The 21,869-nt window shown below is 65.3% G+C and carries 20 protein-coding genes and 2 pseudogenes; 13 read left to right on the forward strand and 9 right to left on the reverse strand.

Translation table 11 applies throughout. The features are described from left to right. Nucleotides 1-374 precede the first annotated feature (374 nt). A complete protein-coding gene (locus tag ACOHX0_RS10480; protein ID WP_420676631.1) occupies nucleotides 375-1,259 on the reverse strand; it encodes a LysR family transcriptional regulator in 885 nt (294 codons plus the stop codon). Nucleotides 1,260-1,367: 108 nt separating this feature from the next. Here ACOHX0_RS10480 and gstA point away from each other — a divergent pair, with 108 nt between their 5' ends. The 4 genes from gstA to ACOHX0_RS10500 are packed head-to-tail and all read left to right on the forward strand — an operon-like array spanning nucleotide 1,368 to nucleotide 3,564. Then, on the forward strand, nucleotides 1,368-1,979 hold the full coding sequence (gstA, locus tag ACOHX0_RS10485; RefSeq protein ID WP_420676632.1) for a glutathione transferase GstA: 612 nt from the start codon (nucleotides 1,368-1,370) through the stop codon (nucleotides 1,977-1,979). Next, nucleotides 1,976-2,356 carry a nuclear transport factor 2 family protein gene (locus ACOHX0_RS10490; protein WP_420676633.1) on the forward strand — a complete coding sequence of 127 codons (381 nt, stop codon included), beginning with the start codon at nucleotides 1,976-1,978 and terminating at the stop codon, nucleotides 2,354-2,356. Before gstA ends, ACOHX0_RS10490 begins: the two co-directional genes overlap by 4 nt. 3 nt (nucleotides 2,357-2,359) lie before the next feature. Then, nucleotides 2,360-2,581, forward strand: coding sequence for a tautomerase family protein (locus ACOHX0_RS10495; RefSeq protein ID WP_420676634.1), 222 nt, complete (start codon nucleotides 2,360-2,362; stop codon nucleotides 2,579-2,581). Next, nucleotides 2,578-3,564, forward strand: a complete 987-nt coding sequence (locus ACOHX0_RS10500) for an NAD(P)H-dependent flavin oxidoreductase (protein WP_420676635.1) — start codon at nucleotides 2,578-2,580, stop codon at nucleotides 3,562-3,564. Before ACOHX0_RS10495 ends, ACOHX0_RS10500 begins: the two co-directional genes overlap by 4 nt. A 108-nt stretch (nucleotides 3,565-3,672) precedes the next feature. On the opposite strand, the gene ACOHX0_RS10505 is transcribed toward ACOHX0_RS10500, so the two are convergent. Continuing rightward, a complete protein-coding gene (locus ACOHX0_RS10505; RefSeq protein WP_420676636.1) occupies nucleotides 3,673-4,536 on the reverse strand; it encodes an NADP-dependent oxidoreductase in 864 nt (287 codons plus the stop codon). Nucleotides 4,537-4,680: 144 nt separating this feature from the next. Between ACOHX0_RS10505 and ACOHX0_RS10510 the strand changes: the two genes are divergently transcribed. Then, the gene (locus ACOHX0_RS10510; protein WP_420676752.1) at nucleotides 4,681-5,223 is read left to right on the forward strand and encodes a TetR/AcrR family transcriptional regulator; all 543 of its coding nucleotides are present in this window, start codon (nucleotides 4,681-4,683) and stop codon (nucleotides 5,221-5,223) included. Between the two features lie 260 nt (nucleotides 5,224-5,483). On the opposite strand, the pseudogene ACOHX0_RS21900 reads toward ACOHX0_RS10510, so the two are convergent. Next, nucleotides 5,484-5,660 (reverse strand): annotated as a pseudogene (locus ACOHX0_RS21900) (IS110 family transposase); the annotation flags it as partial. A 137-nt stretch (nucleotides 5,661-5,797) separates the two neighbouring features. Between ACOHX0_RS21900 and ACOHX0_RS10520 the strand changes: the two are divergent. Further along, nucleotides 5,798-6,037, forward strand: a pseudogene (locus tag ACOHX0_RS10520) (integrase core domain-containing protein); the annotation flags it as partial. 220 nt (nucleotides 6,038-6,257) lie between these two features. Here the strand turns inward: ACOHX0_RS10520 and ACOHX0_RS10525 are convergent. From ACOHX0_RS10525 to ACOHX0_RS10545, 5 genes are all read right to left on the reverse strand, one after another. Next, nucleotides 6,258-6,941 carry a hypothetical protein gene (locus tag ACOHX0_RS10525; protein ID WP_420676638.1) on the reverse strand — a complete coding sequence of 228 codons (684 nt, stop codon included), beginning with the start codon at nucleotides 6,939-6,941 and terminating at the stop codon, nucleotides 6,258-6,260. Nucleotides 6,942-7,105: 164 nt separating this feature from the next. Further along, nucleotides 7,106-8,812, reverse strand: coding sequence for an OFA family MFS transporter (locus ACOHX0_RS10530; protein ID WP_420676639.1), 1,707 nt, complete (start codon nucleotides 8,810-8,812; stop codon nucleotides 7,106-7,108). Nucleotides 8,813-9,061: 249 nt separating this feature from the next. Beyond that, nucleotides 9,062-11,038: a sensor histidine kinase gene (locus ACOHX0_RS10535; protein ID WP_420676640.1), complete on the reverse strand. Its 1,977-nt coding sequence runs from the start codon at nucleotides 11,036-11,038 to the stop codon at nucleotides 9,062-9,064. After that, nucleotides 11,035-12,459 carry a sigma-54-dependent transcriptional regulator gene (locus ACOHX0_RS10540; protein ID WP_420676641.1) on the reverse strand — a complete coding sequence of 475 codons (1,425 nt, stop codon included), beginning with the start codon at nucleotides 12,457-12,459 and terminating at the stop codon, nucleotides 11,035-11,037. Before ACOHX0_RS10540 ends, ACOHX0_RS10535 begins: the two co-directional genes overlap by 4 nt. A gap of 322 nt (nucleotides 12,460-12,781) precedes the next feature. Beyond that, on the reverse strand, nucleotides 12,782-13,003 hold the full coding sequence (locus ACOHX0_RS10545; protein ID WP_420676642.1) for a type 1 glutamine amidotransferase family protein: 222 nt from the start codon (nucleotides 13,001-13,003) through the stop codon (nucleotides 12,782-12,784). A gap of 134 nt (nucleotides 13,004-13,137) precedes the next feature. Between ACOHX0_RS10545 and ACOHX0_RS10550 the strand changes: the two genes are divergently transcribed. From ACOHX0_RS10550 to ACOHX0_RS10565, 4 genes are all read left to right on the forward strand, one after another. Beyond that, nucleotides 13,138-13,770, forward strand: a complete 633-nt coding sequence (locus tag ACOHX0_RS10550) for a helix-turn-helix domain-containing protein (RefSeq protein WP_420676753.1) — start codon at nucleotides 13,138-13,140, stop codon at nucleotides 13,768-13,770. A 118-nt stretch (nucleotides 13,771-13,888) separates the two neighbouring features. After that, complete coding sequence (locus tag ACOHX0_RS10555) at nucleotides 13,889-14,665, forward strand: substrate-binding periplasmic protein (RefSeq protein WP_420676643.1); 777 nt, start codon at nucleotides 13,889-13,891, stop codon at nucleotides 14,663-14,665. Nucleotides 14,666-14,801: 136 nt separating this feature from the next. Continuing rightward, a complete protein-coding gene (locus ACOHX0_RS10560) occupies nucleotides 14,802-16,565 on the forward strand; it encodes a methyl-accepting chemotaxis protein (protein WP_420676644.1) in 1,764 nt (587 codons plus the stop codon). Nucleotides 16,566-16,693: 128 nt separating this feature from the next. Further along, entirely contained in the window at nucleotides 16,694-17,677 is a 984-nt protein-coding gene (locus ACOHX0_RS10565) for a 4Fe-4S dicluster domain-containing protein (RefSeq protein ID WP_420676645.1), read from the forward strand. Between the two features lie 22 nt (nucleotides 17,678-17,699). Here ACOHX0_RS10565 and ACOHX0_RS10570 read toward each other — a convergent pair whose 3' ends face one another. Then, on the reverse strand, nucleotides 17,700-18,611 hold the full coding sequence (locus ACOHX0_RS10570; protein WP_420676646.1) for a LysR substrate-binding domain-containing protein: 912 nt from the start codon (nucleotides 18,609-18,611) through the stop codon (nucleotides 17,700-17,702). 146 nt (nucleotides 18,612-18,757) lie between these two features. Here ACOHX0_RS10570 and ugpB point away from each other — a divergent pair, with 146 nt between their 5' ends. From ugpB to ugpE, 3 genes are all read left to right on the forward strand, one after another. Continuing rightward, the gene (gene ugpB / locus ACOHX0_RS10575) at nucleotides 18,758-20,062 is read left to right on the forward strand and encodes a sn-glycerol-3-phosphate ABC transporter substrate-binding protein UgpB (RefSeq protein WP_420676647.1); all 1,305 of its coding nucleotides are present in this window, start codon (nucleotides 18,758-18,760) and stop codon (nucleotides 20,060-20,062) included. 74 nt (nucleotides 20,063-20,136) lie between these two features. After that, complete coding sequence (gene ugpA, locus ACOHX0_RS10580; RefSeq protein ID WP_420676648.1) at nucleotides 20,137-21,018, forward strand: sn-glycerol-3-phosphate ABC transporter permease UgpA; 882 nt, start codon at nucleotides 20,137-20,139, stop codon at nucleotides 21,016-21,018. Then, nucleotides 21,018-21,869, forward strand: a complete 852-nt coding sequence (gene ugpE, locus ACOHX0_RS10585; RefSeq protein ID WP_420676649.1) for a sn-glycerol-3-phosphate ABC transporter permease UgpE — start codon at nucleotides 21,018-21,020, stop codon at nucleotides 21,867-21,869. Before ugpA ends, ugpE begins: the two co-directional genes overlap by 1 nt.

The following is a 21,869-nucleotide window of genomic DNA, read 5'->3' on the forward strand; positions in this document are numbered from 1 at the left end:
GACAGATCCACAAACCGGTCGATGGAGCGAAGAAGGTGGTCCTGCGGGACATGATCCTCAAGCGAAAACTCGTAAAACAGCGCCGGCTGCGCTTCCTGCCGCGGTCCCATCATCGCCGATCCTCCCACCCAATGAGGGAATTGAATCAGCCGCGGGCACCTCAATCAAGAAGGAGTTTTTCAACGGAATACGCCCGGTGTGCGGCCCCGGCCGGTTAAAGTGAATGCGGAACCAGTGCCGCGTAAGGGCCGCTTTGCCGTCATTGACGGCAGCCCTGCGGCCGGATGCGATGCTTCTGGGCGGAAATTCATGTGCTGCATCGCCGCCAGGCGGATTGGAGCCCGGCACGGCCGCGGTGCTGAGCATTTCCTGCACTACTTCAGTTCAGCAGTTCCGATCTTTTCCCAAAGCTCACGGGCGACCAACCCGGCTGGCTGGTCCCTGCGCCTCATCTTGAAAATCATCGTTCGGCGAACCGGGAACCTTTCCAGATTCAGCGAAAGCAAAGCCCCGGACTGCCGCTCCTCCTCCGTCATATGGTCAGGCAGGCCGCCCCAGCCGAGCCCGGCGAGGATCACCTTTTTCTTGGCGGTGAGATCGGAAACGGTCCATTTCAGTCCGCCAGGCAGCAAATCGCGGCTCTGTTCATGCGCAGCGCCGCCAGAGCCGGCGGTGACCACCTGAACATGGCTTTGCATTTCGGACGCCGAAATGGCGCGAGAGCCGGCCGGGAGGTTCAGCCCGGGGCTGGCCACTGGCCGGATTGTCACCTCCGCAACCGGCTCTGCCTCCACATCGTCCAGCGGCACGCCGTCAAGGGAGGCGAGGACGATATCCGCTTTGCCGTCCATCAGCCGGGCAATCGGACCGCCCATCATCTCCATCCGCAGCCGGAGGTGGGTGGCCGGGTGGCGCCGCCCGGTGTCTGCAAGCGCCGGCAGCAAAGTGTCCAGATCCATTGTTGCGCTGACGGCTATGCTCAGCTCCGGCTCCTCGCGGGCGCGCAGACGGGCCGCAGTGGTTCTGAGCCCCTGCATCTGCCGCAGCACCCGGGAGGCCTCGCGGTAGAAGATTTTACCTGCCGGTGTGAGCGAGGGCCGGTAGGCCGCGCGGCTGAACAGCTCCAGTTCCAGCTCCTCTTCCAGCTGGCGGATTGTGTGGCTGATGGCGGACTGTGATTTGTGCAGCCGCTCCGCCGCGCCGCGGAAGGTGCCGGTGGAAACGATTGCCTCCAGAGCAATGAGCTGGTCGTGTTTCATGGAACCCCATATGATCAATTTTACTAATCATAAATGTGAGGACACAATATTATCAATCAATCATATTAAGGCGTAGTCAGAGGGCATCGCTCAATACAGGAGATCGTGATGAAACTCTATTACAAACCCGGTGCCTGCCCCTTGGCCAGCCATATCGCGCTGCATGAAACCGGCCGTCCGTTTGAAATCGAAGCCGTCGATACCGCGGCTGGCCGGACCGAAAGCGGCGCGGACTACCGGGCGATCAACCCCAAGGGTTATGTTCCCGCTCTGGGTCTGGACGACGGCAGCGTTCTGACAGAAGGGGCCGCTGTTTTGCAGCATATCGCGGACAGCAACCCGGAGGCAGGTCTGGCGCCGGCAGCCGGCACCTTGGCCCGGGTCCGGATGCAAGAGCAGCTCAACTGGATCGGGACCGAGCTGCACAAGGCCTTTGGCCCGCTGTTCCGTGAGGGTATGTCCGAGGCCGGCATAGGCGAAGCGCGCACGGCAGTTGCGGGCAAGTTCGACCTGATCGAGGCGCAGCTGGAGGATGGCCGCGAGTGGCTGGTTGCCGGCCAGTTCTCGGTCGCAGACGCCTATCTGTTCGTGGTCTCGAACTGGGCGAATTTCACCGGCATCGACCTGGCCCGCTGGCCCAATCTGGCCGCCTTTGTCAGCCGCAGTGCTGCCCGCCCGTCGGCTCAGGCCGCCATGCGCGCAGAAGGGCTGATCCAATGACACCAGCCGATCACAAAGTGGTCGGCGCACTGATGGAGGCCTATTTCGAAGGCCTCCATCACGCCGACAGCGCCATGCTGCGCCGGGTCTTTCACCCGCAGCTGGCCTACATCTGCGCCACCGAAGGCGATGAGCTTTACTTCGATCTTGAGACCTACATGGCCCGCGTGGAGGGGCGCGAGCCGCCGGCCAAGCGGGGTGACCCGCGGGAAGAGGAGATCCTGGAGATTGCCTTTGCCAGCGACCGGCTGGCCCGTGTCAGCGCCAGGATGACCATGATGGGACGGGACTTCCGCGACCTTCTCATCCTTGTCCGCCACGGCGCCGAATGGCGCATCGTTGCAAAAGTGTTCTCATATGTTCAGAGAAAAAACTGACCGATGCCTTATGTGAATATCAAAGTGACCCGCGAAGGCGGCCCTGACGGCACCGGCCCGAGTGCAGACCAAAAGGCGCAGCTGATCACCGGGGTCACCGGTCTGTTGCAGGACGTCCTGGGCAAGAACCCGGCGACAACCTTTGTGGTGATCGACGAGGTCGCGATGGAGGATTGGGGCGTTGGCGGCCTGCCGGTGCAGGAGTACCGGAAGCAGGCGCAATGAGGACGCGGCTGACAGAGGCGCTGGGGATCACCTGCCCGGTGATCCAGGCGCCGATGGCCTTTGCTGCGGGCGGGGCGCTGGCACGCGCCGTCTCCAGCGCGGGCGGGCTGGGCATGATCGGGGGCGCCTACGGAGACGCCGCGTGGATCGGCCAGCAGTTCGACATCGCCGCGGGCGCCCGCGTGGGCTGCGGGCTGATCACCTGGAAGCTTGCGGAACAGCCGCACTTGCTGGACCGGGTGCTGGAGCGCGATCCAGCGGCGCTGTTCCTGTCCTTTGGCAATCCGGCGCCATTTGCGCCTGCTATCCGGAACGCCCATGTGCCGCTTATCTGCCAGGTCCAGACCCTGCGCGATGCGCGGCAGGCGCTGGATTGCGGCGCAGAGATCATTGTCGCCCAGGGAGCGGACGCCGGCGGCCATGGCGAGGCACGCGGCACCATTGCGCTGATCCCCGAGATTGCGGACGAAATCGCGCGCCGGAACAACCAGGCTCTGCTCTGTGCGGCAGGCGGCATCACCGACGGGCGCGGTCTGGCGGCGGCCCTGATGCTGGACGCGGATGGGGCCGTGATCGGCACGCGGTTCTGGGCCTCGCATGAGGCGCTGGTGCATCCGCGCATTCTTGAACGTGCGCTGGCCGCGACGGGTGACGACACCATCCGCACGCAGGTGGTGGATGTGGTCCGCGGTATCGACTGGCCCGGCCGCTACAACGGCCGCGTATTGCGCAATCCCTTCATCCGGAAATGGCACGGCTCCGAAGAGGCCTTGAAGCTGGAGGCAGGCGCTGAAGCGGCAAAATGGGCCGCAGCTCAGGATGCTGGCGATCCGGATGTTGCAACTGCCTTTGCCGGCGAGGGCATCGGCCTGATCAGCTCGGCGCCGCCTGCCAGCGACATTCTCGCGAACCTCATGGCGGATGCGCAGCGGTGTCTGGCAGGGGCAGCTTCTGTCACGGCGCAGCACAGCGTGCGGTGCTGACCGGTTGCGCATTGCGTCCGGATAGATGCGGGGTGGTCCTGGGAACGCCGGAAACGCCTAGGCAGGAACAGGCGAGGGCGATCCCGCCTGTTCCACTCCCGGCAGGTATCAGCAGGTATGGTCCAAGACGAACTTACCCGTATGTCCGGGCGTTTCCAGCCTGCGGTGCGCCTCTGCGATCCGGTCAAGCGGCAGGATATCTTCGATCTCCGGGGCTAGGGCGCCCCGGGCCAGCCAGTCCGCCAAAGGCAGCAGAACCTGCTGATTGGCGGGGTTCTGAACCGTCACCGGAGTGATCCCCCGCGATGCGGTGAAGACCCCGCCCGGCTTCCACCATTCCGGAACAATGGTTGCATAGGCGCCGCCGTCCTTCACCGCAGCAAAAGCCCGCCGCGCGTGCCCGCGGCCGCGCACGTCAATGGCCCCGTCCACCTGCTCCGCATCCGGGGCAGCCAGTTCAAACCCCAGCAGCGGCGCGATTGTCGCGGCTATTGCGCCAACCGCCCCCTTGGGGTTGTTGATCAGGACGCGGGCGCCCGGCGGCAGATCCAGCGCCTGAAAGGCGGCCAGTGCTGTGCTGCCGATCAAAGGTGCCGCAGCGGCACAAGCGAAGGAAACCGCATCCGCAATTTTCACAACCTGGGTGGCTGGCAGCGCGGCAAATTCCGCATGGGTGCCCACCAGTGATCCCGGCTGAGGCGATATCGCCATCACCCGGTCGCCGCGGGCAAACCCCTCCGTTTCCGGGCCAAGCGCTTCGACCGTGCCCGCTGCATCCCAGCCCAGGATCATCGGGAACTGGGCCGGGTTATCGGGCAGAATCTTCCCTGACCGGACACCCGCATCCACCGGGTTCACGCTGGATGCGCGGACGCGGATCAGCACCTCTCCAGGCCTGGGCTCGGGGCGCGGCAGGTCTGCCATCCTGAACACATCTGTTCCGCCATAGGTTTCTATGATTGCAGCTTTCATCCGTGCCTCCACTTTTCTGTAGTGAACGTTAAATAATGGGCCGCTTGCCGGGTCAAGCGCTTTATGTAATGATCGATAAATAAAACGGAGGCGACCTTGGGGCGGCAAAGATCCTTTGACACCGGCCACGCGATTGAACAGGCGATGCTGCTATTTTGGGAGCGGGGTTATGAAGCCACGTCCATGGCCGATCTCAGTGCCGCCATGGGGTTGAATCCCCCTAGCATCTACGCGGCCTTCGGCAACAAACAGGCGCTCTTCGAACGGTGCGCCGCCCATTATGCGCAGAGTGTTGCAGCCTACGCCCCCCTCGCCCTTGACGAGGAAGCAACGGCTGCTAGGGCACTGCGCCGGTATGTGTCTGAGGCCATCGAGGCCTTTTCCACAAAGGAGAGACCCAAAGGCTGTTTTCTTGTCAGTGCAGCAACCAATTGCGGCAAAGGCAGCACGGGCGCGCAGGATCTGCTCGCCGGATACAGGCAAGCCAGCGAGGCAATGGTTGCTGGCCGGATCCGGCGCGGCATCGAGGATGGAGACATGCCTGCGGCCACCGATCCGAATCTGTTGGCGAAATACCTTTCGGTACTGATTCAAGGGCTTGCCGCGCAGGCCCGCGATGGCGCAACCACTGATGTATTGCACAGCGTGGCAGAGCTTGCGCTCGGCCAGATTGACGGCTCGCATTAACCAGCAAAGATGCCAAATGACGCAAACTTCAGCTCTTCGACAGCCGCGACGGGCGGAAAATCTGGCGTAGCATCGAAGTGCCAGAAAAGGTCCGCCCAAATGCAGGCCTATAACGCACCGAACTCTACAGCAGCTTTATCCCGCACCGGCGGCATGCCCTCCACGATACTTCTGCGCGAGCTTTCCCGGGGGTTTGGGATCATGGCTTCCGGGTGCGGAGGGAGCAGATGATTCCATGCCAGCGGGCCGGCCGCGGCACCGGGCAGGCCGTAACCGGAAAGAACCGCCGCCAAACGTTGAAAATCGCCCAGGGAGTTGGTGATGGTCATGCGACGCTTCCGCTTCTTGCCGGGAGTGCCAATCAGCACTTCGTGGCGGTGTTTGGAATTGTCGATGGCGACCAATAAGGTCGACACGGTAGTATCAAAAGCGGTCATAGCCGGTCTCCTCAGCGGTGTGCTTTACGCAAAACCACTGTGAAGCCCTGAGACCCGGTTCCGGCCGCCCGCTGCGCGATTTGAGGGCTGCGCGCGTGGCCATAACCTCTCAGCGGCTAATCTTCCCGGCGTGCTATGGCCCGGAGTTAATGACGGAGGCCGTCAGGGATTGGATCAAGGCCGTTGGGGCAAGGATATCCTGCATCGAACCAGGATCCCTTTGGGAACACGGGTACTGCGAGAGTTTTAACAGACGAATGCGGGACGAATGGTTGAATGGGGAGATCTTCTACTCGCTTCGTGAAGCGCAAATTATCATCGAAAGCCGGAGGCAACTCTGCAACACCCAACGGCCCCCCAGTCCCCCAGTCCCCCAGGTCTCTCCAGTCATCGGCCCGCCGCGCTGTGGCGGCGGGGAGGGGGGCGGGAAATCGCTGGCTCACGCACCGCGCCGGTACGGCGGTGTGTCTTGCTTGTTGCGGCGCGCCAGGCTGACGCGCTCGGGAGGCCTATTTTCTCCCAGTTCTCTTGTCGCGAAAGTTGGGGCGGTCTGGAGGCGAGGCGTTCCGCCGCGGGCCGGAAGCGGCCGGAGGAGCCTTACCAGTCGGGTCCGTGCCGGCTCCCGATCAGGTCGTCGCTGACCGGCTCATCCATGACCTCATCCCGCTGCATCTGTTCCAGCAGGGTGCGCAGTTTCTTGCGCTTGCGGCGGGAGCGGATCTGCTCGGCGGAGATATCCAGCGGCCGGATGCGGCTCACCTGTCCTTGGCTGTCGAAAACGAACTCGAAGCAGCGGCACGCGGCAGCCAGATCGCGGGCCTGGCTGGTGGCGGCGATGGCGATCAGCCGCATATTGCTGATCTCGCTGGTGAAATCCTGGGAGTGAAACTTCTGCTTGGCGCGGGAGAGGATATCCTCGAAGGCGCCGATATCCACGTGGCTGCCGCTCAGCATCGGGCCTTGCGCGGACACGCCGACGCTGTTTCCGTCCTCGTTCTCCTGCAGCTCGGAGCGGTCAATCACGCTGGCGGTGAACCGCGTGTCTGCGGTTTCGAACTCGGCCAGCACATCCATCAGAAAGGCAGGCTCCGAGCCCATGTTGGAGATCACGCAGCGCCCCTTCAGCCCACGTGCCCCTTCGCGGCTGATCAGCAGGCTGGAGCGGGTCTGGCGGCGGTAGCTGGACAGGAAGACATGCAGGTAGGCAATCCACACACCGGTGCTCAGCAGGCTGACCAGCACCTGCAGGGTGGTCGAGTTTTCATGCATCCAGTTCCACATGGGCCCCGCGCCTTCGTCCTGCGACGGCCGCAGCCTGGGTGCGGCGGCCATGTAAGGGTAACGGGGGAGCGGCCTGATCGTTCCCGCGGGACCCGGCGCAGGAACGGGAGCCGGGGCCGGGGTTGATCCCGCCGCCGCATGGGGTCGCGGCGGCGGGAGGGGGCTTATTCGGCGGGCACCGCGCCTGCGCCGTGGGTGTTCTCCACGTGGTGCCTGTCGCGCACCGGGCGGACCAGCAGGTTGGCGAAGAAGGCAATCACCAGAAGCGCCGCCATGCAGTACATCGTGGTGTTGTAGAGCGTCGCCGTCGGGTCCGCAGTGCCGGCCGGGGCGATCTCCATCAGCTTGGCGATGGTCACGGTGTTGGCTGCCGCCAGCTCATTCAGCTGCGAAACCGGCGCGCCGAACTTCGCGGCGAAGGCGGCCGGGTCGATCTGCGCGGCCAGATCGGCAATCGCGCCCTCCTTCGACAGGTTGCGCAGATAGGTGATGGCGAATGGCCCGAGCACGCCGGCCGCGGACCAGGCGGTGAGCAGGCGGCCGTGGATGCCGCCGACGTGCATAGTGCCGAAGATATCCGCGAGATACGCCGGAATGGTGGCAAAGCCGCCGCCGTACATCGTGAAGATGATCATGGTTGCGATGTAGAAGCCGACCAGCGCGGTGACGCCGCCGGACGCCGCCCAAAACGGAATGGTGCAATAAAGCAGCGTGCCCAGCACGAAGAAGCAGTGGTAGGTGTTCTTGCGGCCGATGAAGTCCGAAGTCGAGGCCCAGAAGAACCGGCCCACCATGTTGAAGACGGAAATCATGAGCACGTAGGTGCCGGCAAAGGCCGCGGTCACCAGGACGAGGTCGCCGAAGATCTCGTTGATCATCGTCTTGGCAACGCCGATCACACCAATGCCCGCAGTCACGTTGAAGCAGAGCACCACCCACAAGAGCCAGAACTGCGGTGTCTTCATCGCCTGATCGATATGCACGTGGTTCTGGGTCACCATGCGCTTGGCCGAGGGTTTCGGCTCCCAGCCCTCGGGTTTCCAGCCGTCGCGCGGGACGCGGTACTGAAAGGCGGCAATCACCATGACGCAGAAATAGACGATGCCCAGGGTGAGGAAGGTGGCCGCGGCGCCGGTGTTGCCGGTGCCGACCACATAGACCCCGGCCTCGCCGCCGAAGGCCGCGGCCTGCTGGGCAGAGGCAACCACCACCTCGGCACTGCCCGCCGCGGTTTCCGCAAAGCGGCGGCCGCCCTCGGTGAACAGCGTCACCGCGCTTTCGGCGCCGAGGTAGTCGGGTGCCTTCTGGAAGGCGGACAGCAGCCACTGGTTCAGCGGCGCGCCGATCATGGCGCCGCCGCCAAAACCCATGATCGCCATGCCGGTGGCCATGCCGCGGCGGTCGGGGAACCAGCGGATCAGGGTGGAGACCGGCGAGACATAGCCCAGCCCGAGCCCGGCGCCGCCCAGTACCCCGTAGCCGAGGTAGACGAGCCAGAGCTGATGGCTGGCGATGCCCAGCGAGCCCACCACGAAGCCGCCGCCCCACAGCGCCGCGGCCACCACGCCGACATAGCGCGGGCCGACCTTCTCAAGCCACTTGCCGCCCACTGCGGCAGTCAGACCGAGCACCACGATCGCGACCGAGAAGATCCACACCACCGAGGACAGCGACCAGTCGCCCGCGGCGGAGGCCGCCACGCCCAGCTCGCGGGTCAGCGGCGGGTTGAACACCGACCAGGCGTAGACCGACCCGATGCACAGGTGGATGGCGATCGAGGCAGGCGGCACCCGCCAGCGGTTGAAGCCGTCCGGCGCGACGATGTTTTCCTTGCGCAGGAACCCCAGGGGACCGGCTGCTGAGTATGACATTAGCTTTCCTCCGAATTGCACGGGGGCCTCCTCGCCCCCGGTTGCGCCGCCGTCTTTTGGTCTTGTCGCCTTTGGCCGGCAGCATGGCTTTTTCGGTTTGGACTTGGATGCCGCTTGCGGTCAATAGTGATTATTGTTTTATATCAATTGCTTGACAGATGTTCGCTGCACTGCAGAAAGGCCGGAATGTCCCAAAACTCCCACCCCGCGGCTGGGCGGAGGGGACAAAATGTCCACTATTTGCGGCATTCAGGCGGGGGTTTGCGGCGGAATGTCCCCGGCCGGGCACCAGATCACAAATGTTGCACCCTGGCCGTCTTCGCTGCCGGCGGTGATCAATCCGCCCGCCCTTGACACCAGCGCCTGGCTGATCGACAGGCCCAGGCCGGTGCCCTGCGCCGGTTTGCTGGTGTAGAAGGGATCGAAGATGCTGCCTAGCCGGTCGGGCGGAATGCCGGGGCCTGTGTCGCGCAAGAGGATGCAGCTGCCGGGCGTGCCGCCGCGGTCCCCGGCGCCCGTTTCGATGGTGAGGGTGCCGCCATCGGCCATCGCCTGGGCTGCGTTGATCATCAGGTTCACCAGCACCTGCTGCAGCTCCGTCTCCACGATGCGGATCGGCGGGGCGGGGCTGTGGCGGCGGACCACCTCGATGCCCTGGTTGCGCAGGTCGGCGGCGACCAGCACCAGCGCATCCGCAACCGCGGCCTCCGGGTCGGCCAGGGTGGTGAGGTCCGACATCTCGCCCGGCCGGGTGAAGTTCAGCAGCTTGCCGACAATGATGTTGATGCGGTGGGTCTGCTGGTCGATCAGGTCCAGCTCGGTCTTCAGCGCCGCCTGATCCCCGGGGCCAAGGCTCATGCGCAGGATCTCCAGGTTGCCCTGAATTACCGCCACCGGGTTGTTGATCTCATGCGCGACGCCCGCGGTGATCTCGCCGATCGAGGCGAGCTTCTCCGACATCACCAGCTGCGCGAAGGTGCTTTCCAGCTTGCGGTTGGCCTCGCGCAGTTCGACGGTGCGGGTCTCCACCAGGCTGTTGAGGTTTTCGGCGTAGTTGCGCAGCGCGTCGTCACGCTCCTGCACCTGGTCCAGCAGCCGGTCCAGATGGCGCGCCACCGCGCCGATCTCGTCGCGGGTGCCGACCGGGCCGATGCGGGCATCGAGCGCGCCTTTCTCAGCCAGTTCCATCGTCGCCGTCATCTTCTCCAGCGGCGCAAAGACGCCGCGGGCAAGGCGCAGGAAGATCGGGATAGACAGCGCCAGCACCGCGAGAAAGGCGCCGATCAGCGACAGGATCGTGGCGTTGCGCTGGGCGGTGAAAGGCGCCTCCAGGAAACCAGTATAGAGCATGCCGACCCGGATGCCGTTGATATCCGTTAGCGGCACGTAGCCGGAAATATACCAGTCGTTCACCACAAAGGCGCGGTCGAGCCAGGGCTGGCCCTGCTGCATGACCTGGCGCCAGACCGCCTCCGACACCCGCGTGCCAAGCGCCCGGGCACCGGCAAACAGGCGCACGTTGGTGGAGATGCGGACATCGTCGACGAACAGCGTGGTGGTGCCGGTGCGGCTGTCGGGCGCGGTGCCGTCCGGGTAGATCAGCGCGTTCATCCGGTCGATCACGCCGAGGTTGCGATTGAGCAGGCGGCCGCCCGCGAGCACCTCTGCGCGGCCCGCATCGGCGTGGGCGGCCAGCAGCACCAGTCCGCGGGTCTCAGTCTCCCGGCCGAGGCTGCGGGCGGCCTCAGTGGGGACCAGCGGCAGGACCGCCTGCCTGGCCAGCGCGGGCGACAGGCGGGAGAGATCGTGCGCCTCAAAGACGGCAAGCCCGGCCCGGGCACCGCCCTCTGCCGCGGCCGCCGCCGCCCGGCGCAGCGCGGCGGGCATGGTGCCGTCCGCCGGGTCGGCATAGACGAGGAAGTCCAGCCCAAGCGCTGCCTGCTCCGCGGCAAGGAAACCGGCCAGCGCTTCCCCGCCCGCAGCCCGTGCCTGGGCAAAACGCACCGATTGCGCAAGGGCTGCGACCTCAGCCGCCTGGGTGGCTTCAATGCGGCCGAAATACTGCTCTGCCACCCGCAGATCGCTCGCCACTTTGGCAAACAGCAGCTCGTCATACTTGCCGATCCAGCGCAGCATGGTCACGCCCAGCAACAGCGGCAGCAGCACCACCAGCGGCAGCAGCGCCAGCACCAGAAGCCGCAGCCGGACCGAAGGCACCGCCGTCACAGACCCCAGGCCCGGCACTTGCGGTCGATGGTCTTGCGCGCGATCCCGAGGCGGCGCGCCGCCGCGGCGCGATTGCCGCCGCAAGCTTCCAGCGTGGCGAGGATATGGCGCTGCTCCACCGCGGCCAGGCTTTCGGTCTCGCCGCTGCCTGCGGGCGTGCCAAGTGCCTCGCTGTAGCTGCCCTCGATCAGCGCCCGCTCCACCGTGTTGCGCAGTTCCATCACGTTGCCGGGCCAGCTGTGCGCCAGCAGCCGCCGCCGTGCCTCGGACGGCAGGGCAGGCGGGGCCAGCCCCAGGCGGGCGGACAGGGTGTCCGCGAAGAACGCCGTCAGTTCCAGCACGTCCTCGCCGCGCTCGCGCAAGGGCGGCTGCACGATCTCGATCACGTTCAGAAGGTAGTAGAGATCGGCGCGGAAGCTGCGCTCCTCCACCGCCTGTTGCAGGGGGCGCAGGCAGGAGCAGATGATGCGCACGTTCAGAGGGATGCTGCGGCCGGCGCCGATCGGGCGGAAGCGGCCGGTGGTCAGCAGTTCCACCAGGATGTTCTGGCAAGCCGGCGGCAGCAGGTCGACGTCCTCGAGGTAGAGCATGCCGCCCGCAGCGTCCTGCAGCATCCCGTCCTGCGGCTGGCCGGGCTCAGGCGCGTGCGCCTCCGCACCGATGCGTCCGAACAGCCGGGCCTGGAAGGCGGTCTCGCTCATGCCCTTGCATTGCAGCCAGACAAAGGCGTGCCCGGCCCGCTGCGAGCGGCTGTGCAGCATTCGTGCGGCGATCTGCTTGCCCGATCCGGCCTCGCCGCGGATCACCACATGAGAGGCCGCCGCCGCTGCGCGGCCGATGGCCTGGCGCACCGACTGGATCGCTGCCGAGGCGCCAAGCAGCGCGTTGCGGTGGTGCAACAGGTCCTTGCCCGCCTCCAGCTCGTGGCGCAGCACCGCGTTCTGCCGCTGCAGCCGGGTTCGGGCGAGGCATTGGGAAATCGCGTTCAGCAGCTGGTTGACCCGGAAGGGCTTCAGCAGGAAGTCGGACGCCCCCGCTCGGATCGCGGCAATCGCGGTCTCCAGGTCGGCAAAGGCGGTCATCAGGATCACGTCGGAAAACAGCCCGATGCGGCGCTGCTCCTGCAGCCAGTCGACACCCTTCTGCCGGGGCATCACGTTGTCTAGGAGCACGATGTCATAACTGTTGGCATCCAGCAGCGCCGCAGCCTCGACGGTGTCGGCAGTGGCATCGACGCGCGCGCAATGGCCGGCCAGCGCCTTGGAGAGGAAGTTGCGCATGCCCGGCTCGTCGTCGATGACGAGAACCGACGCCGCGGCGAGGGCCTGCCCGAAACCCTCCTGAACCGGATCGGGCGCCTTTTCGGCAGCCGGTGCGGAGCGATAGGCGGCAGCGGGCGGGGCGGAGGGAGTGTCCTGCATACGCGGCGGCGCTACCGGAGACGGCGGCGGGCGGCCGGCGCGGAGGCGCCGGCCTGGCGGGGGATAGGACCGGTCCGGCGGCCCGGGGCTGTTCTCATGGCGGCGTCTCCTGCGGCAGGTGCCGCGGCAATACGCGGCCCGGGCCGGAGTATGGCGGGCCACCCGGCCTGCCGCAAGCCGCAGCGGCCCCCCTGCGGTGCAGGACGGTCACAGTGTCAGTTTCCGGCCGCTGCAACCCGCCGCGGCCTGGCTGGCGCGCCTCAGAGCAGTTGCAGCGGCAGGTCTGCCACGGCGCCTGAAGACTGGGGGCTCCGGCCGGCGATCAGCCGGGTTTCCAGCAGGAACGGCACCTTCTCCGCGCCATCAACGGCGCGCTCTTGGCGTCGGCCGGCACGGTGCCGCCTGCCACCGGGCCCACCGTCACTTGGTGCCCGGCTCCGGCCAGGGCGAGACAGGGCACCGCTTGCTCCTCCAGCCAGAGGCCGGTTGCTTTACCGTTCAGCCTGCGGACGTGGCTGGTGAGAACATAGAGGATCTTGGACATTTCCGGCGTCCTATCGGCCAATTGTGGTTTGCGGCGAAGATGGGGAAACCGTCATACTCCTCAAATTTACTTCTTTCACCTCAGACATTGATCGTCATTATGTCCGGAGGCGGCATGACCTGAACCTTCGGCCCGTGTTCCGGACCCTGATGGAAGAGCGCAACTTGGGCCGCGCGGCAGAGCGGGTGTGCATCACCCAGCTGGCGCGCGCGAACGCGCTGAAACGGCTGCGGACCCTCCTGCGCGATCCGCTGTTCATCCGCGAGCGCTACGGCATGCGGCCGACGCCCTTGGCCGAGCAGCTGGCCCCCCGGCATCTTCGAAGCGCTGGCTACCCTGGAGGAGGCAGTGGAGGGGCAGCAGCAATTCGACCCGGCGGAGGCCCAGCGCCAGTTCACCATTGTCCCCCACAGCTATGCCGAGTTTGTGCCGGTGCCCGCGCTGTCTGCGCTGGAGTTGGGGAAGGGGGCCGCGAGCGGCGCTGGGCTGGCCCGAGGACCGCGGCCTGCGCGCGCCCCTTGCGGGTCTTTTTGCGGCGACGCAAAAAAAGAATCACTTTGCGCAGGTTGTTGCGCAAGAAAACTGCGCGAAGCAAAGGCGCGCGCTCCGGCGGTGGTTGGGCAGCTGCGGCTGGAAGAGCAACTTGGTCCCCAGCCTCAAGTCACAAGGGGCGCGGGATAAGTCGTTGCCAGCAAAGGCGAGTATCTGTCCCTCTGGTTGCGCCGCCCGCGGCCGGACCGGTTTGTGCGGCTTGCCAGGAAGCATAGTTTCCAGCTTCCACTCCGGCTCGGAACACACCGGCAAAGAACCGTAAACGGCCGGTCACGGACAATTAACACACCGCAATTAGCCTGTCTCCGAAGACAACTTCGGGAGCAATACAGAATGAAGATTTCTTTCGCAGCGCTTCTTTGCGCCACGGCTGCGGCGTTTTCCACCCAAGCCTTCGCCGCAGAGGTCGAGGTTCTGGTTGGTGACCTGCCGCCCATGGTGAACAAGGACGGCTCGGGCCGCGAGGCCGAGATCATCTCGGCCACGCTGGAGCAGTGCGGCCACAGCGCGAAATTCACCATCCAGCCCTTCACCCGCCACTGGCAATCCTTCGAAGGCGGCGCGGGCGATGCGGTGGCCACGGTGCCGGTGGGAATGCCGATGGCGGGCGAGCAGACCGCGCCTTACGTCTCCTACCAGAACGGCGTGTCCTTCCTGCGCGCCTCGGGCGCCGAGGTGGGCGCGCTGGAAGACCTGAAGGGCATGAAGATCGTGGCCTTTGAAGGCGCCTCCAACATCATCCCGGGCCTGTCGGGCCAGACCGGCAACTTCAAGTCCTACCGCGAAATGGCCGATCAGGAGACCCAGAGCAAGCTGCTGTACGGCAAGCGCGTGGACGGCATTCTGGGCGACGGCATGCTGTTTGCCGAATTTGCCCGCCAGCTGCAGGAAGCGGGCAGCGCGGCCGGTGTCGACGCCGGCCAGCCGATCGAGTTCCGTGCCATCTTCGAGCCGACGCCATACGGCATGAGCTTCCGCGATCCGGCCATGGCGGCGGACTTCGACCGCTGCTTCTCGGAACTGGAGTCCAACGGCACAATTGCGGAGATCAACACCCGCTGGACCGACAAGTACCGCGGTGCGCTAGCCGACAACTACATGTCCTACTGACGCCGCGCCCGGTTGGCCGGGCGCCCGGCTCAACCAAAGGGGCACCCGGGCCGCGGCATCCTGCCGGCGGCCCGGGCCGCCGCGCGGTCCCTGCCTGCCCGGTCCGGGCATGGCCACTATCAATCTGGAGCGGATTATGAGACGCCTGACCAAACAGTTGTTCGCGATGACGATCAAGAAGCGGCTGCTGCTGCCGATCATCGCCTGTATCGTTCTGTCGAATGCGGCCTATACTGTCTTCTGGGCGTCAAAACACAGCAAGGCGCTGCTCGAAGCCTTTGAAAGCGAAGTGAACCTAGCGCAAACTTTCGTGGCGCCGCCGGTGGCGGCCGCGGTCTGGGATTTCGACAGTGAAGGCGCCGAGGGCGCGCTCATGGGCGTGACGGAAATGCAGGATGCGCTCTTTGCACAGGTTTTGGTTGAGGGGGACACCTTCGCCGAGGTCTTTGTTGATGACAGCCGCCGCGCAGAATGGGTGGCACCGGTCGCGGACCTGCTGGCGGCGGAACAGCCCGAGTTCAGCCTGGAGACCGACCAGCTTGCCTATGTGAAATTCCCCGTCACCCACGAAGAGGGCGGCGAGGTGGCGCAGATTGTCATGGGCTTCCACAACGGCCGGGTGCAGGCGACGATCCAGTCGCTCTACCTGCAATCGGCCGCGATCAGCCTGGCGGTCATCCTTGTGGTGGCCCTCATCGTGTTCTTCTCCGCCGCCTCGGTCACCCGGCCGCTGGACAAGATCATCGCCCGTATCGGCGCCCTGCGCGACGGTGACATGGACAGCCCGGTGCCGGAGGCGCGCCGCCGTGACGAGCTGGGCCGCCTGGCCGGTGCCGTAGGCGAATTCATTCAGGCAACGCGCGCCAATGCCGCGCTGGAAGTGCAGTCGCGTGAGGCCGCCAAGGAGCAGGCCGCGGTGGTGCAGGAACTGGCCAGCGGCCTAAATAACCTGGCCCAGGGCCTGCTGTCGCACCGGATCAACCGGGACATGAGCGAGGAATACGTGACCCTGCGCTCGGACTTCAACAAGACCGCGGAATCGCTGGATGACCTGATCGGCCGGGTTCTGGTGACTATCGGCCAGATCGAGGACCAGACGGCGCAGATGGCGCAGGGCACGGACGACCTGTCGCGCCGCACCGAAACCCAGGCCGCGACGCTGGAACAGACCGCGGCGGCGCTCGATCAGATCACCACCAACGTGCAGGCCGCAACCCAGCAGACCTCTGACGTAGAGCATACTGTCTCCGACACCCGCTCGGAGGTGCTGCGCTGCGGCGAAATCGTGCAGCGCGCGGTTGATGCGATGCGGGAGATCGATGAATCGGCCTCCCGGATCTCGGAAATCAACGACGTGATCGAGGGCATTTCCTTCCAGACCAACCTTCTGGCGCTGAACGCGGGCGTCGAGGCCGCGCGGGCGGGCGAGTTCGGCCGCGGATTTGCCGTCGTCGCCTCGGAGGTGCGCAACCTGGCCCTGGCCTCCACCAATTCCGCCAATGAGATCAAGGGTCTGATCGATGCTAGCTCGGACAAGGTGAAAGTTGGCGTGGGACTGGTGGATGAAGCGGGCCAGGCGATCGGCACAATCATCGAGAAGATCCAGCAGGTGTCGGAACTGGCGGTGCAGATCGCGGCCTCCTCGCGCGAGCAGGCGTCGACCATCAGCGAGATCAATTCGGGCGTGACCGAGCTGGACCGGGTCACCCAGCAGAACGCCAGCATGGTGGAGCGCTCCAGCGAGCAAGGCCAGACGCTGAAGCAGGCGGCGGCCGAACTGGCGGAGCTGGTGGCAAGCTTCAAACCCTCGCAGAAGGCGGGCGCGATCGCGGCAGCGCCGGGCGGGGCAGGGGACCATTGGACGCCCCAGGCGTTCGCGCAGGACCGGCTGGCGGGCTGACTGCGGCAGCCGGACAGTGGCAAGCGGGGCGCTGTGCGTCCCGCTCAGCCGTTTCTGGCCCATAGTTGCGCGCGCCGCGCCTGCTGCTAGGCTGGCGCCTGTCACCTCCAGCAGTTGCAAGGCAGGCCATGCCCAGACCCTCCCCATACCGGCCATTCCACCCCGACCCGGAACAGATGCAGCTGGCGCCCGGGGTCTCGGGCAATGCGGTCAACGGGCTGGGCGAGGCGGCGCGGCGGCGGCCCCGGCACGTCTATTGGGCGCCCGACCCGGACCAGATCCCGCATGGGCGGATGCAGCGCTGGTTCTATTCCGTGGCACCGGACCATCCAGCGCTGACCGCGGCACGGCAGGCGCGGCAGGAGATCCTGGAGCAGGATCTCCTGCCCCTCGCCGCAGAGCGGGTAGAGCGCAACGCGGACCAGTGGACCGCGGCCCTGCAGGCGTTTGCCGCCACCGGCGTCTGCGAGATGGCCGGGGTGGCGGACATGCAGGAGGCTTGGGTGTTCGAGGGCCAGGAGGTCACGCAATCGCGGATCATCGTGCTCGGCGTGCAGCATGACTACGTGGAAATCGCCAAGGCGCCGGAGCCCGAGGCCGGGGCCGAGGTCATCCGCCAGTACGGCCGCGCTGCGGGGGCTGCCAAGACGGTGGCGGGCTGGCTGCGGCAGCAGGGCTGGGCGGCGGAGCCGGTGACCGGGCCGATGTCGGCTGCCATCACGCTGATCCCGGCCGCGATCACTTGCGGCTTTGGCGAGCTGGGCAAACACGGCTCCATCATCAACCCCGAACTCGGCGCCAGCTTCCGCCTCTCCGCGGTGCTGACCGATGCGCCCTTTGCCCCCACTCCGCCGCAAGAACACGGTATCGACGGCTTCTGCGCCAATTGCCGGATCTGCGAGGACGCCTGCCCGCCGGAAGCCATCGCACCGGACAAGCAGACCGTGCGCGGCGAAGACAAGTGGTATGTGGATTTCGACAGCTGCCTGCCGTTCTTCAACCAGACCCACGGCTGCGGCATCTGCATCGCCGTCTGCCCCTGGTCGCGGCCCGGTGTCGGCCTCAACCTTGCGGCCAAGCTGGCCCGTAAGCAGGAGCGGGAAGCCGGCTGAGGCAGGCGGGCCGCGCGAGGGCTCAGGCCCCCGCCTCGCCCTCCGCCACGAAGGGCGCGAGGCTGTCGGTAAAGACATCCATGAAATCCCGCACCACCGGCGGCACGCTGACCGAGCTGGGGTGCAGGATGGTGATCCGGTGGTGGATCTGCGGCTCGAAGGGCCGGATCGCGATGCCCGTGCCGCGGAAGCCCTCGGCGTCCAAGGCACTCACCACCGAGGCGCCGAGCCCCTCCTGCACCAGCGTGCAGGCGGCGGTGAACTGGCGCACCTCGACCAGGCTGTTGATCTCGACGTTTTCGGCGGCAAAGGCGCGCGACAGGCGATGATAAAAGCGGCTGTCGCGGCGGGTGTGGATGATCTTCTCGCCCGCGAGGTCCAGCGGGGTGATTGCGGATTTCTCCGCCAGCGGATGGCCCTGCGGCAGGATGCAGACCGAGCGGATGAAGATATCCCGGCTCTCCGTCGCCGGGTGGCCGGAGAAACCGTCGGTGATGCCGCAATCGTACTGCTCGCCGATGATCCACTCCAGGATGCGCTCGGGACGGTCCGGCTCCAGGGTCACGGTCACGCCGGGGCGGTCCTTCAGGAAACCGGCCAGTACCCGGGGCAGGTGGCTGGTGGCGAACCCGGGAAGGCAGGCCACCCGGATATGGCCGCCGGTGCGCTCCTTCAGGTCGCGGCGCAGGTCTTCGAGGTGGTCGAGCCCGCCAAGGATGCGCCGCACCTCCGCCAGCAGGTGCCGGGACTCGCTGGTAGGCTCCAGGATGCCGCGGCGGCGCTGGAACAGCTCCAGATCCATCGAGGCGGCGAAATCCGAAATCAGCCGGCTGACCGCGGGCTGCGACACCCCCAGCTTCCCGGCTGCCTTGGTGATGCTGCCGGTCTCCGCCACGGTGCGGAAGGCTTCCAACTGCCGCAAGGTGAATTTCAAGGCACTCTCCCGCTTTGCACGCTCAATTTTCATGCTCGATTCCGCTTGCGCATAGCATTTTGTTATGAAGCTGTCATGAAATTTTCACTTGAATTATAAATCTACCTGCCAAATGCTCCCCGGCATAAACGCGAGGGAGAGACATCGTGACCATTTCCAAGAATGCAATTGCCAGCGTGTTGGCGCTGGGCGTGACTGCCGGCATGGCAACCGCGGAGACCGAGCTGCAGTGGTGGCACGCCATGGGCGGCACCAACGGCGAGCGGATCGACAAGATCGCGGCGGATTTCAACGCCAGCCAGTCCGACTACAAGATCGTGCCCAGCTACAAGGGCAACTACACCGAAACCATGACCGCCGCCGTCGCCGCCTTCCGCGCGGGCGAGCAGCCGCATCTGGTGCAGGTCTTCGAGGTCGGCACCGCCACCATGATGGCCGCCAAGGGCGCGATCGTCCCGGTCGAGCAGATGATGAAGGACGCGGGCGAGGATTTCGACAAATCCGACTACCTGCCGGCGGTGATCTCCTACTACCAGACCCCCGAGGGCGAGCTTCTGTCGATGCCCTTCAACAGCTCCACCCCGGTGCTGTGGTACAACGCCGACGCGCTGAAGGCTGCGGGCGTCGAGCCGCCGAAGACCTGGGACGAGGTGAAGGCCGCCGCGCAGGCGCTGGTCGACTCCGGCATGGAGTGCGGGCTGTCCTTCGGCTGGCAGTCCTGGGTGATGCTGGAGAACTTCTCCGCCTGGCACGACATCCCGCTGGGCAGTAAGGAGAACGGATTTGCCGGGTTCGACACCGAGCTGGAGTTCAACAACGAGAAGGTCGCGGCACGGCTGGATGACATCGCGTCGATGAGCGAAGGCAACCTGTTCAAATATGGCGGCCGCCGCGGCGACAGCCTGCCGCTGTTCACCAATGGCGAATGCGGCATGTGGATGAACTCCTCGGCCTATTACGGCTCGATCAAGGAGCAGGCCAAGTTCGAATTCGGCCAGACTATGCTGCCGCTGGACACCAAGATCGCCGACGCGCCGCAGAACTCTATCATCGGCGGTGCCACACTCTGGGCGCTGTCCGGTCACGAGGCCGAGGAATACAAAGGTCTGGCCAAGTTCATGACCTACCTCTCCTCGCCTGAGGTGCAGGCCTGGTGGCATCAGGAGACCGGCTATGTTCCGATCACCACCGCCGCTTACGAGCTGAGCAAGGAGCAGGGCTTCTACGATGAGAACCCCGGCACCGACACCGCGATCCAGCAGCTGAGCCTGAACGAGCCGACGCCGAACTCCCGCGGGATCCGCTTTGGCAACTTCGTGCAGATCCGCGACGTGATCAACGAGGAGCTGGAAGCGCTCTGGGCCGGTGACAAGTCCGCCGATGAGGCACTGAACACCGCTGCCGAGCGCGGCAACGCGCTGCTGCGCAAGTTCGAACGCTCCGCCAAGTAACCCTTGCACACCGCGCACCCCGGGGGCTTACCGCCTCCGGGGTGTTTTGCGCCCAAGAGACTCCCGAACTGCCCATGCTCAAACGCGTCCACTTTCCCGCGTCGCTGCTGCCCTACCTGCTGGTGGCGCCGCAAATCGCGATCACACTTGTATTTTTCATCTGGCCCGCAAGCCAGGCCGTCTACCAGTCCTTCCTGATCGAGGATGCTTTTGGCCTGTCGACCGAATTCGTCTGGTTCGAGAACTTCGAACTGCTGTTCGAGGATGACCTCTATCTTGCCACTTTCGGCCGCACGATCTTCTTCTCCGCCGCGGTGGCGCTGCTGTCGATGTCGGCCGCGCTGGTGCTGGCGGGCTTTGCCGACCGGGTGGTGCGCGGTGTCACCACCTACCGCACCCTGCTGATCTGGCCTTATGCGGTGGCGCCGGTTCTGGCGGGCGCGTTGTGGGTCTTCATGTTCAACCCGACGCTGGGCATCTTCCCCTATATCCTGGATTTCGCCGGGATAGACTGGAACCATTACCTCAATGGCTCGCAAGCGATGGCGCTGGTGATCATCGCCTCGGCCTGGAAGCAGATCGCCTATAACTTCCTGTTTTACCTTGCCGCCATGCAGTCGATCCCGCGCAGCGTGATCGAGGCCGCCGCCATCGACGGCGCAGGCCCGGTGCGCCGGTTCAAGGATTTCATCTTTCCGCTGGTGTCGCCGACGACCTTTTTCCTTCTGGTCATCAACGCGGTCTACGCCTTCTTCGACACCTTCGGCATCATCCACGCGGTGACCCAAGGCGGGCCTGCCAATTCCACCACGATCCTGGTCTACAAGGTGTTCAACGACGGCTTTGTCGGACTCGACCTCGGCGGCTCTGCCGCGCAGTCGGTGATCCTGATGATCCTGGTGATTGCGATGACCGTTGTCCAATTCCGCTATGTTGAAAGAAGGGTGGAGTACTGATGGTTGAAAACCGCCCCATCCTGACCCTGGTCAGCCACCTGGTCCTGCTGTTCGGCATCGCGATTGTCGCGCTGCCGATCTGGATCACCTTTGTCGCCGCCACCCATGATGCGGTGCGGATGACCCAGGCGCCGATCCCGCTCTTGCCCGGCAGCTATTTCTGGGAGAACTTCAAGCAGACCCTGTTTGGCGGCGGCCTGTCCGGCACCGAGGTGGCGCCGGTCTGGCGGATGCTGCTGAACTCGCTGGCGATGGCGATGATGATCTCGATCGGCAAGATCGCGATCTCGCTGATCTCGGCCTTTGCCATCGTCTATTTCAAGTTCCCCTTCCGCATGGGGTTCTTCTGGATGATCTTCATCACCCTGATGCTGCCGGTGGAGGTGCGCATCCTGCCCACCTTCGAGGTGGTCGCTGACTTGGGCATGCTCAACAGCTACTGGGGCCTGTCGGTGCCGCTGATCGCGTCGGCGACGGCGACCTTCATGTTCCGCCAGGTGTTCCTGACCATCCCGGACGAGATGCTGGAAAGTGCCCGCATCGACGGCGCCGGGCCGATGCGGTTCTTCTGGGACATCGTGATCCCCTTGAGCCGCACCAATATCGCAGCACTTTTCGTGATCCTGTTCATCTACGGCTGGAACCAGTACCTCTGGCCGCTCTTGATCACCACCGACACCGACATGACCACCATCGTCATGAGCATCAAGCAGATGCTGGAGGCGGCCGAGCAGTCGCCGCAATGGAACATCATCATGATGACAGCACTTCTGGCGATGATCCCGCCGGTCTTCGTCGTCATCGCCATGCAGAGGCTCTTTGTGCAGGGCCTCACCGAGACAGACAAATAG

Origin of the sequence: Cribrihabitans pelagius, from assembly GCF_048820915.1 — a bacterium.
Taxonomy (GTDB): domain Bacteria; phylum Pseudomonadota; class Alphaproteobacteria; order Rhodobacterales; family Rhodobacteraceae; genus Cribrihabitans_A; species Cribrihabitans_A pelagius.

Excerpts from the sequence above, each read along its gene's own strand:
- ACOHX0_RS10560 (WP_420676644.1), top strand. The coding sequence starts at position 14,802 with ATGAGACGCCTGACCAAACAGTTGTTCGCGATGACGATCAAGAAGCGG.
- ACOHX0_RS10545 (WP_420676642.1), bottom strand. The coding sequence starts at position 13,003 with ATGTCCAAGATCCTCTATGTTCTCACCAGCCACGTCCGCAGGCTGAAC.
- ACOHX0_RS10500 (WP_420676635.1), top strand. The coding sequence starts at position 2,578 with ATGAGGACGCGGCTGACAGAGGCGCTGGGGATCACCTGCCCGGTGATC.
- ACOHX0_RS10480 (WP_420676631.1), bottom strand. The coding sequence starts at position 1,259 with ATGAAACACGACCAGCTCATTGCTCTGGAGGCAATCGTTTCCACCGGC.
- ACOHX0_RS10530 (WP_420676639.1), bottom strand. The coding sequence starts at position 8,812 with ATGTCATACTCAGCAGCCGGTCCCCTGGGGTTCCTGCGCAAGGAAAAC.
- gstA (WP_420676632.1), top strand. The coding sequence starts at position 1,368 with ATGAAACTCTATTACAAACCCGGTGCCTGCCCCTTGGCCAGCCATATC.
- ACOHX0_RS10495 (WP_420676634.1), top strand. The coding sequence starts at position 2,360 with ATGCCTTATGTGAATATCAAAGTGACCCGCGAAGGCGGCCCTGACGGC.
- ACOHX0_RS10510 (WP_420676752.1), top strand. The coding sequence starts at position 4,681 with ATGCTGCTATTTTGGGAGCGGGGTTATGAAGCCACGTCCATGGCCGAT.
- ACOHX0_RS10565 (WP_420676645.1), top strand. The coding sequence starts at position 16,694 with ATGCCCAGACCCTCCCCATACCGGCCATTCCACCCCGACCCGGAACAG.
- ACOHX0_RS10490 (WP_420676633.1), top strand. The coding sequence starts at position 1,976 with ATGACACCAGCCGATCACAAAGTGGTCGGCGCACTGATGGAGGCCTAT.
- ACOHX0_RS10555 (WP_420676643.1), top strand. The coding sequence starts at position 13,889 with ATGAAGATTTCTTTCGCAGCGCTTCTTTGCGCCACGGCTGCGGCGTTT.
- ACOHX0_RS10525 (WP_420676638.1), bottom strand. The coding sequence starts at position 6,941 with ATGTGGAACTGGATGCATGAAAACTCGACCACCCTGCAGGTGCTGGTC.
- ACOHX0_RS10505 (WP_420676636.1), bottom strand. The coding sequence starts at position 4,536 with ATGAAAGCTGCAATCATAGAAACCTATGGCGGAACAGATGTGTTCAGG.
- ugpE (WP_420676649.1), top strand. The coding sequence starts at position 21,018 with ATGGTTGAAAACCGCCCCATCCTGACCCTGGTCAGCCACCTGGTCCTG.
- ugpA (WP_420676648.1), top strand. The coding sequence starts at position 20,137 with ATGCTCAAACGCGTCCACTTTCCCGCGTCGCTGCTGCCCTACCTGCTG.
- ACOHX0_RS10540 (WP_420676641.1), bottom strand. The coding sequence starts at position 12,459 with ATGCAGGACACTCCCTCCGCCCCGCCCGCTGCCGCCTATCGCTCCGCA.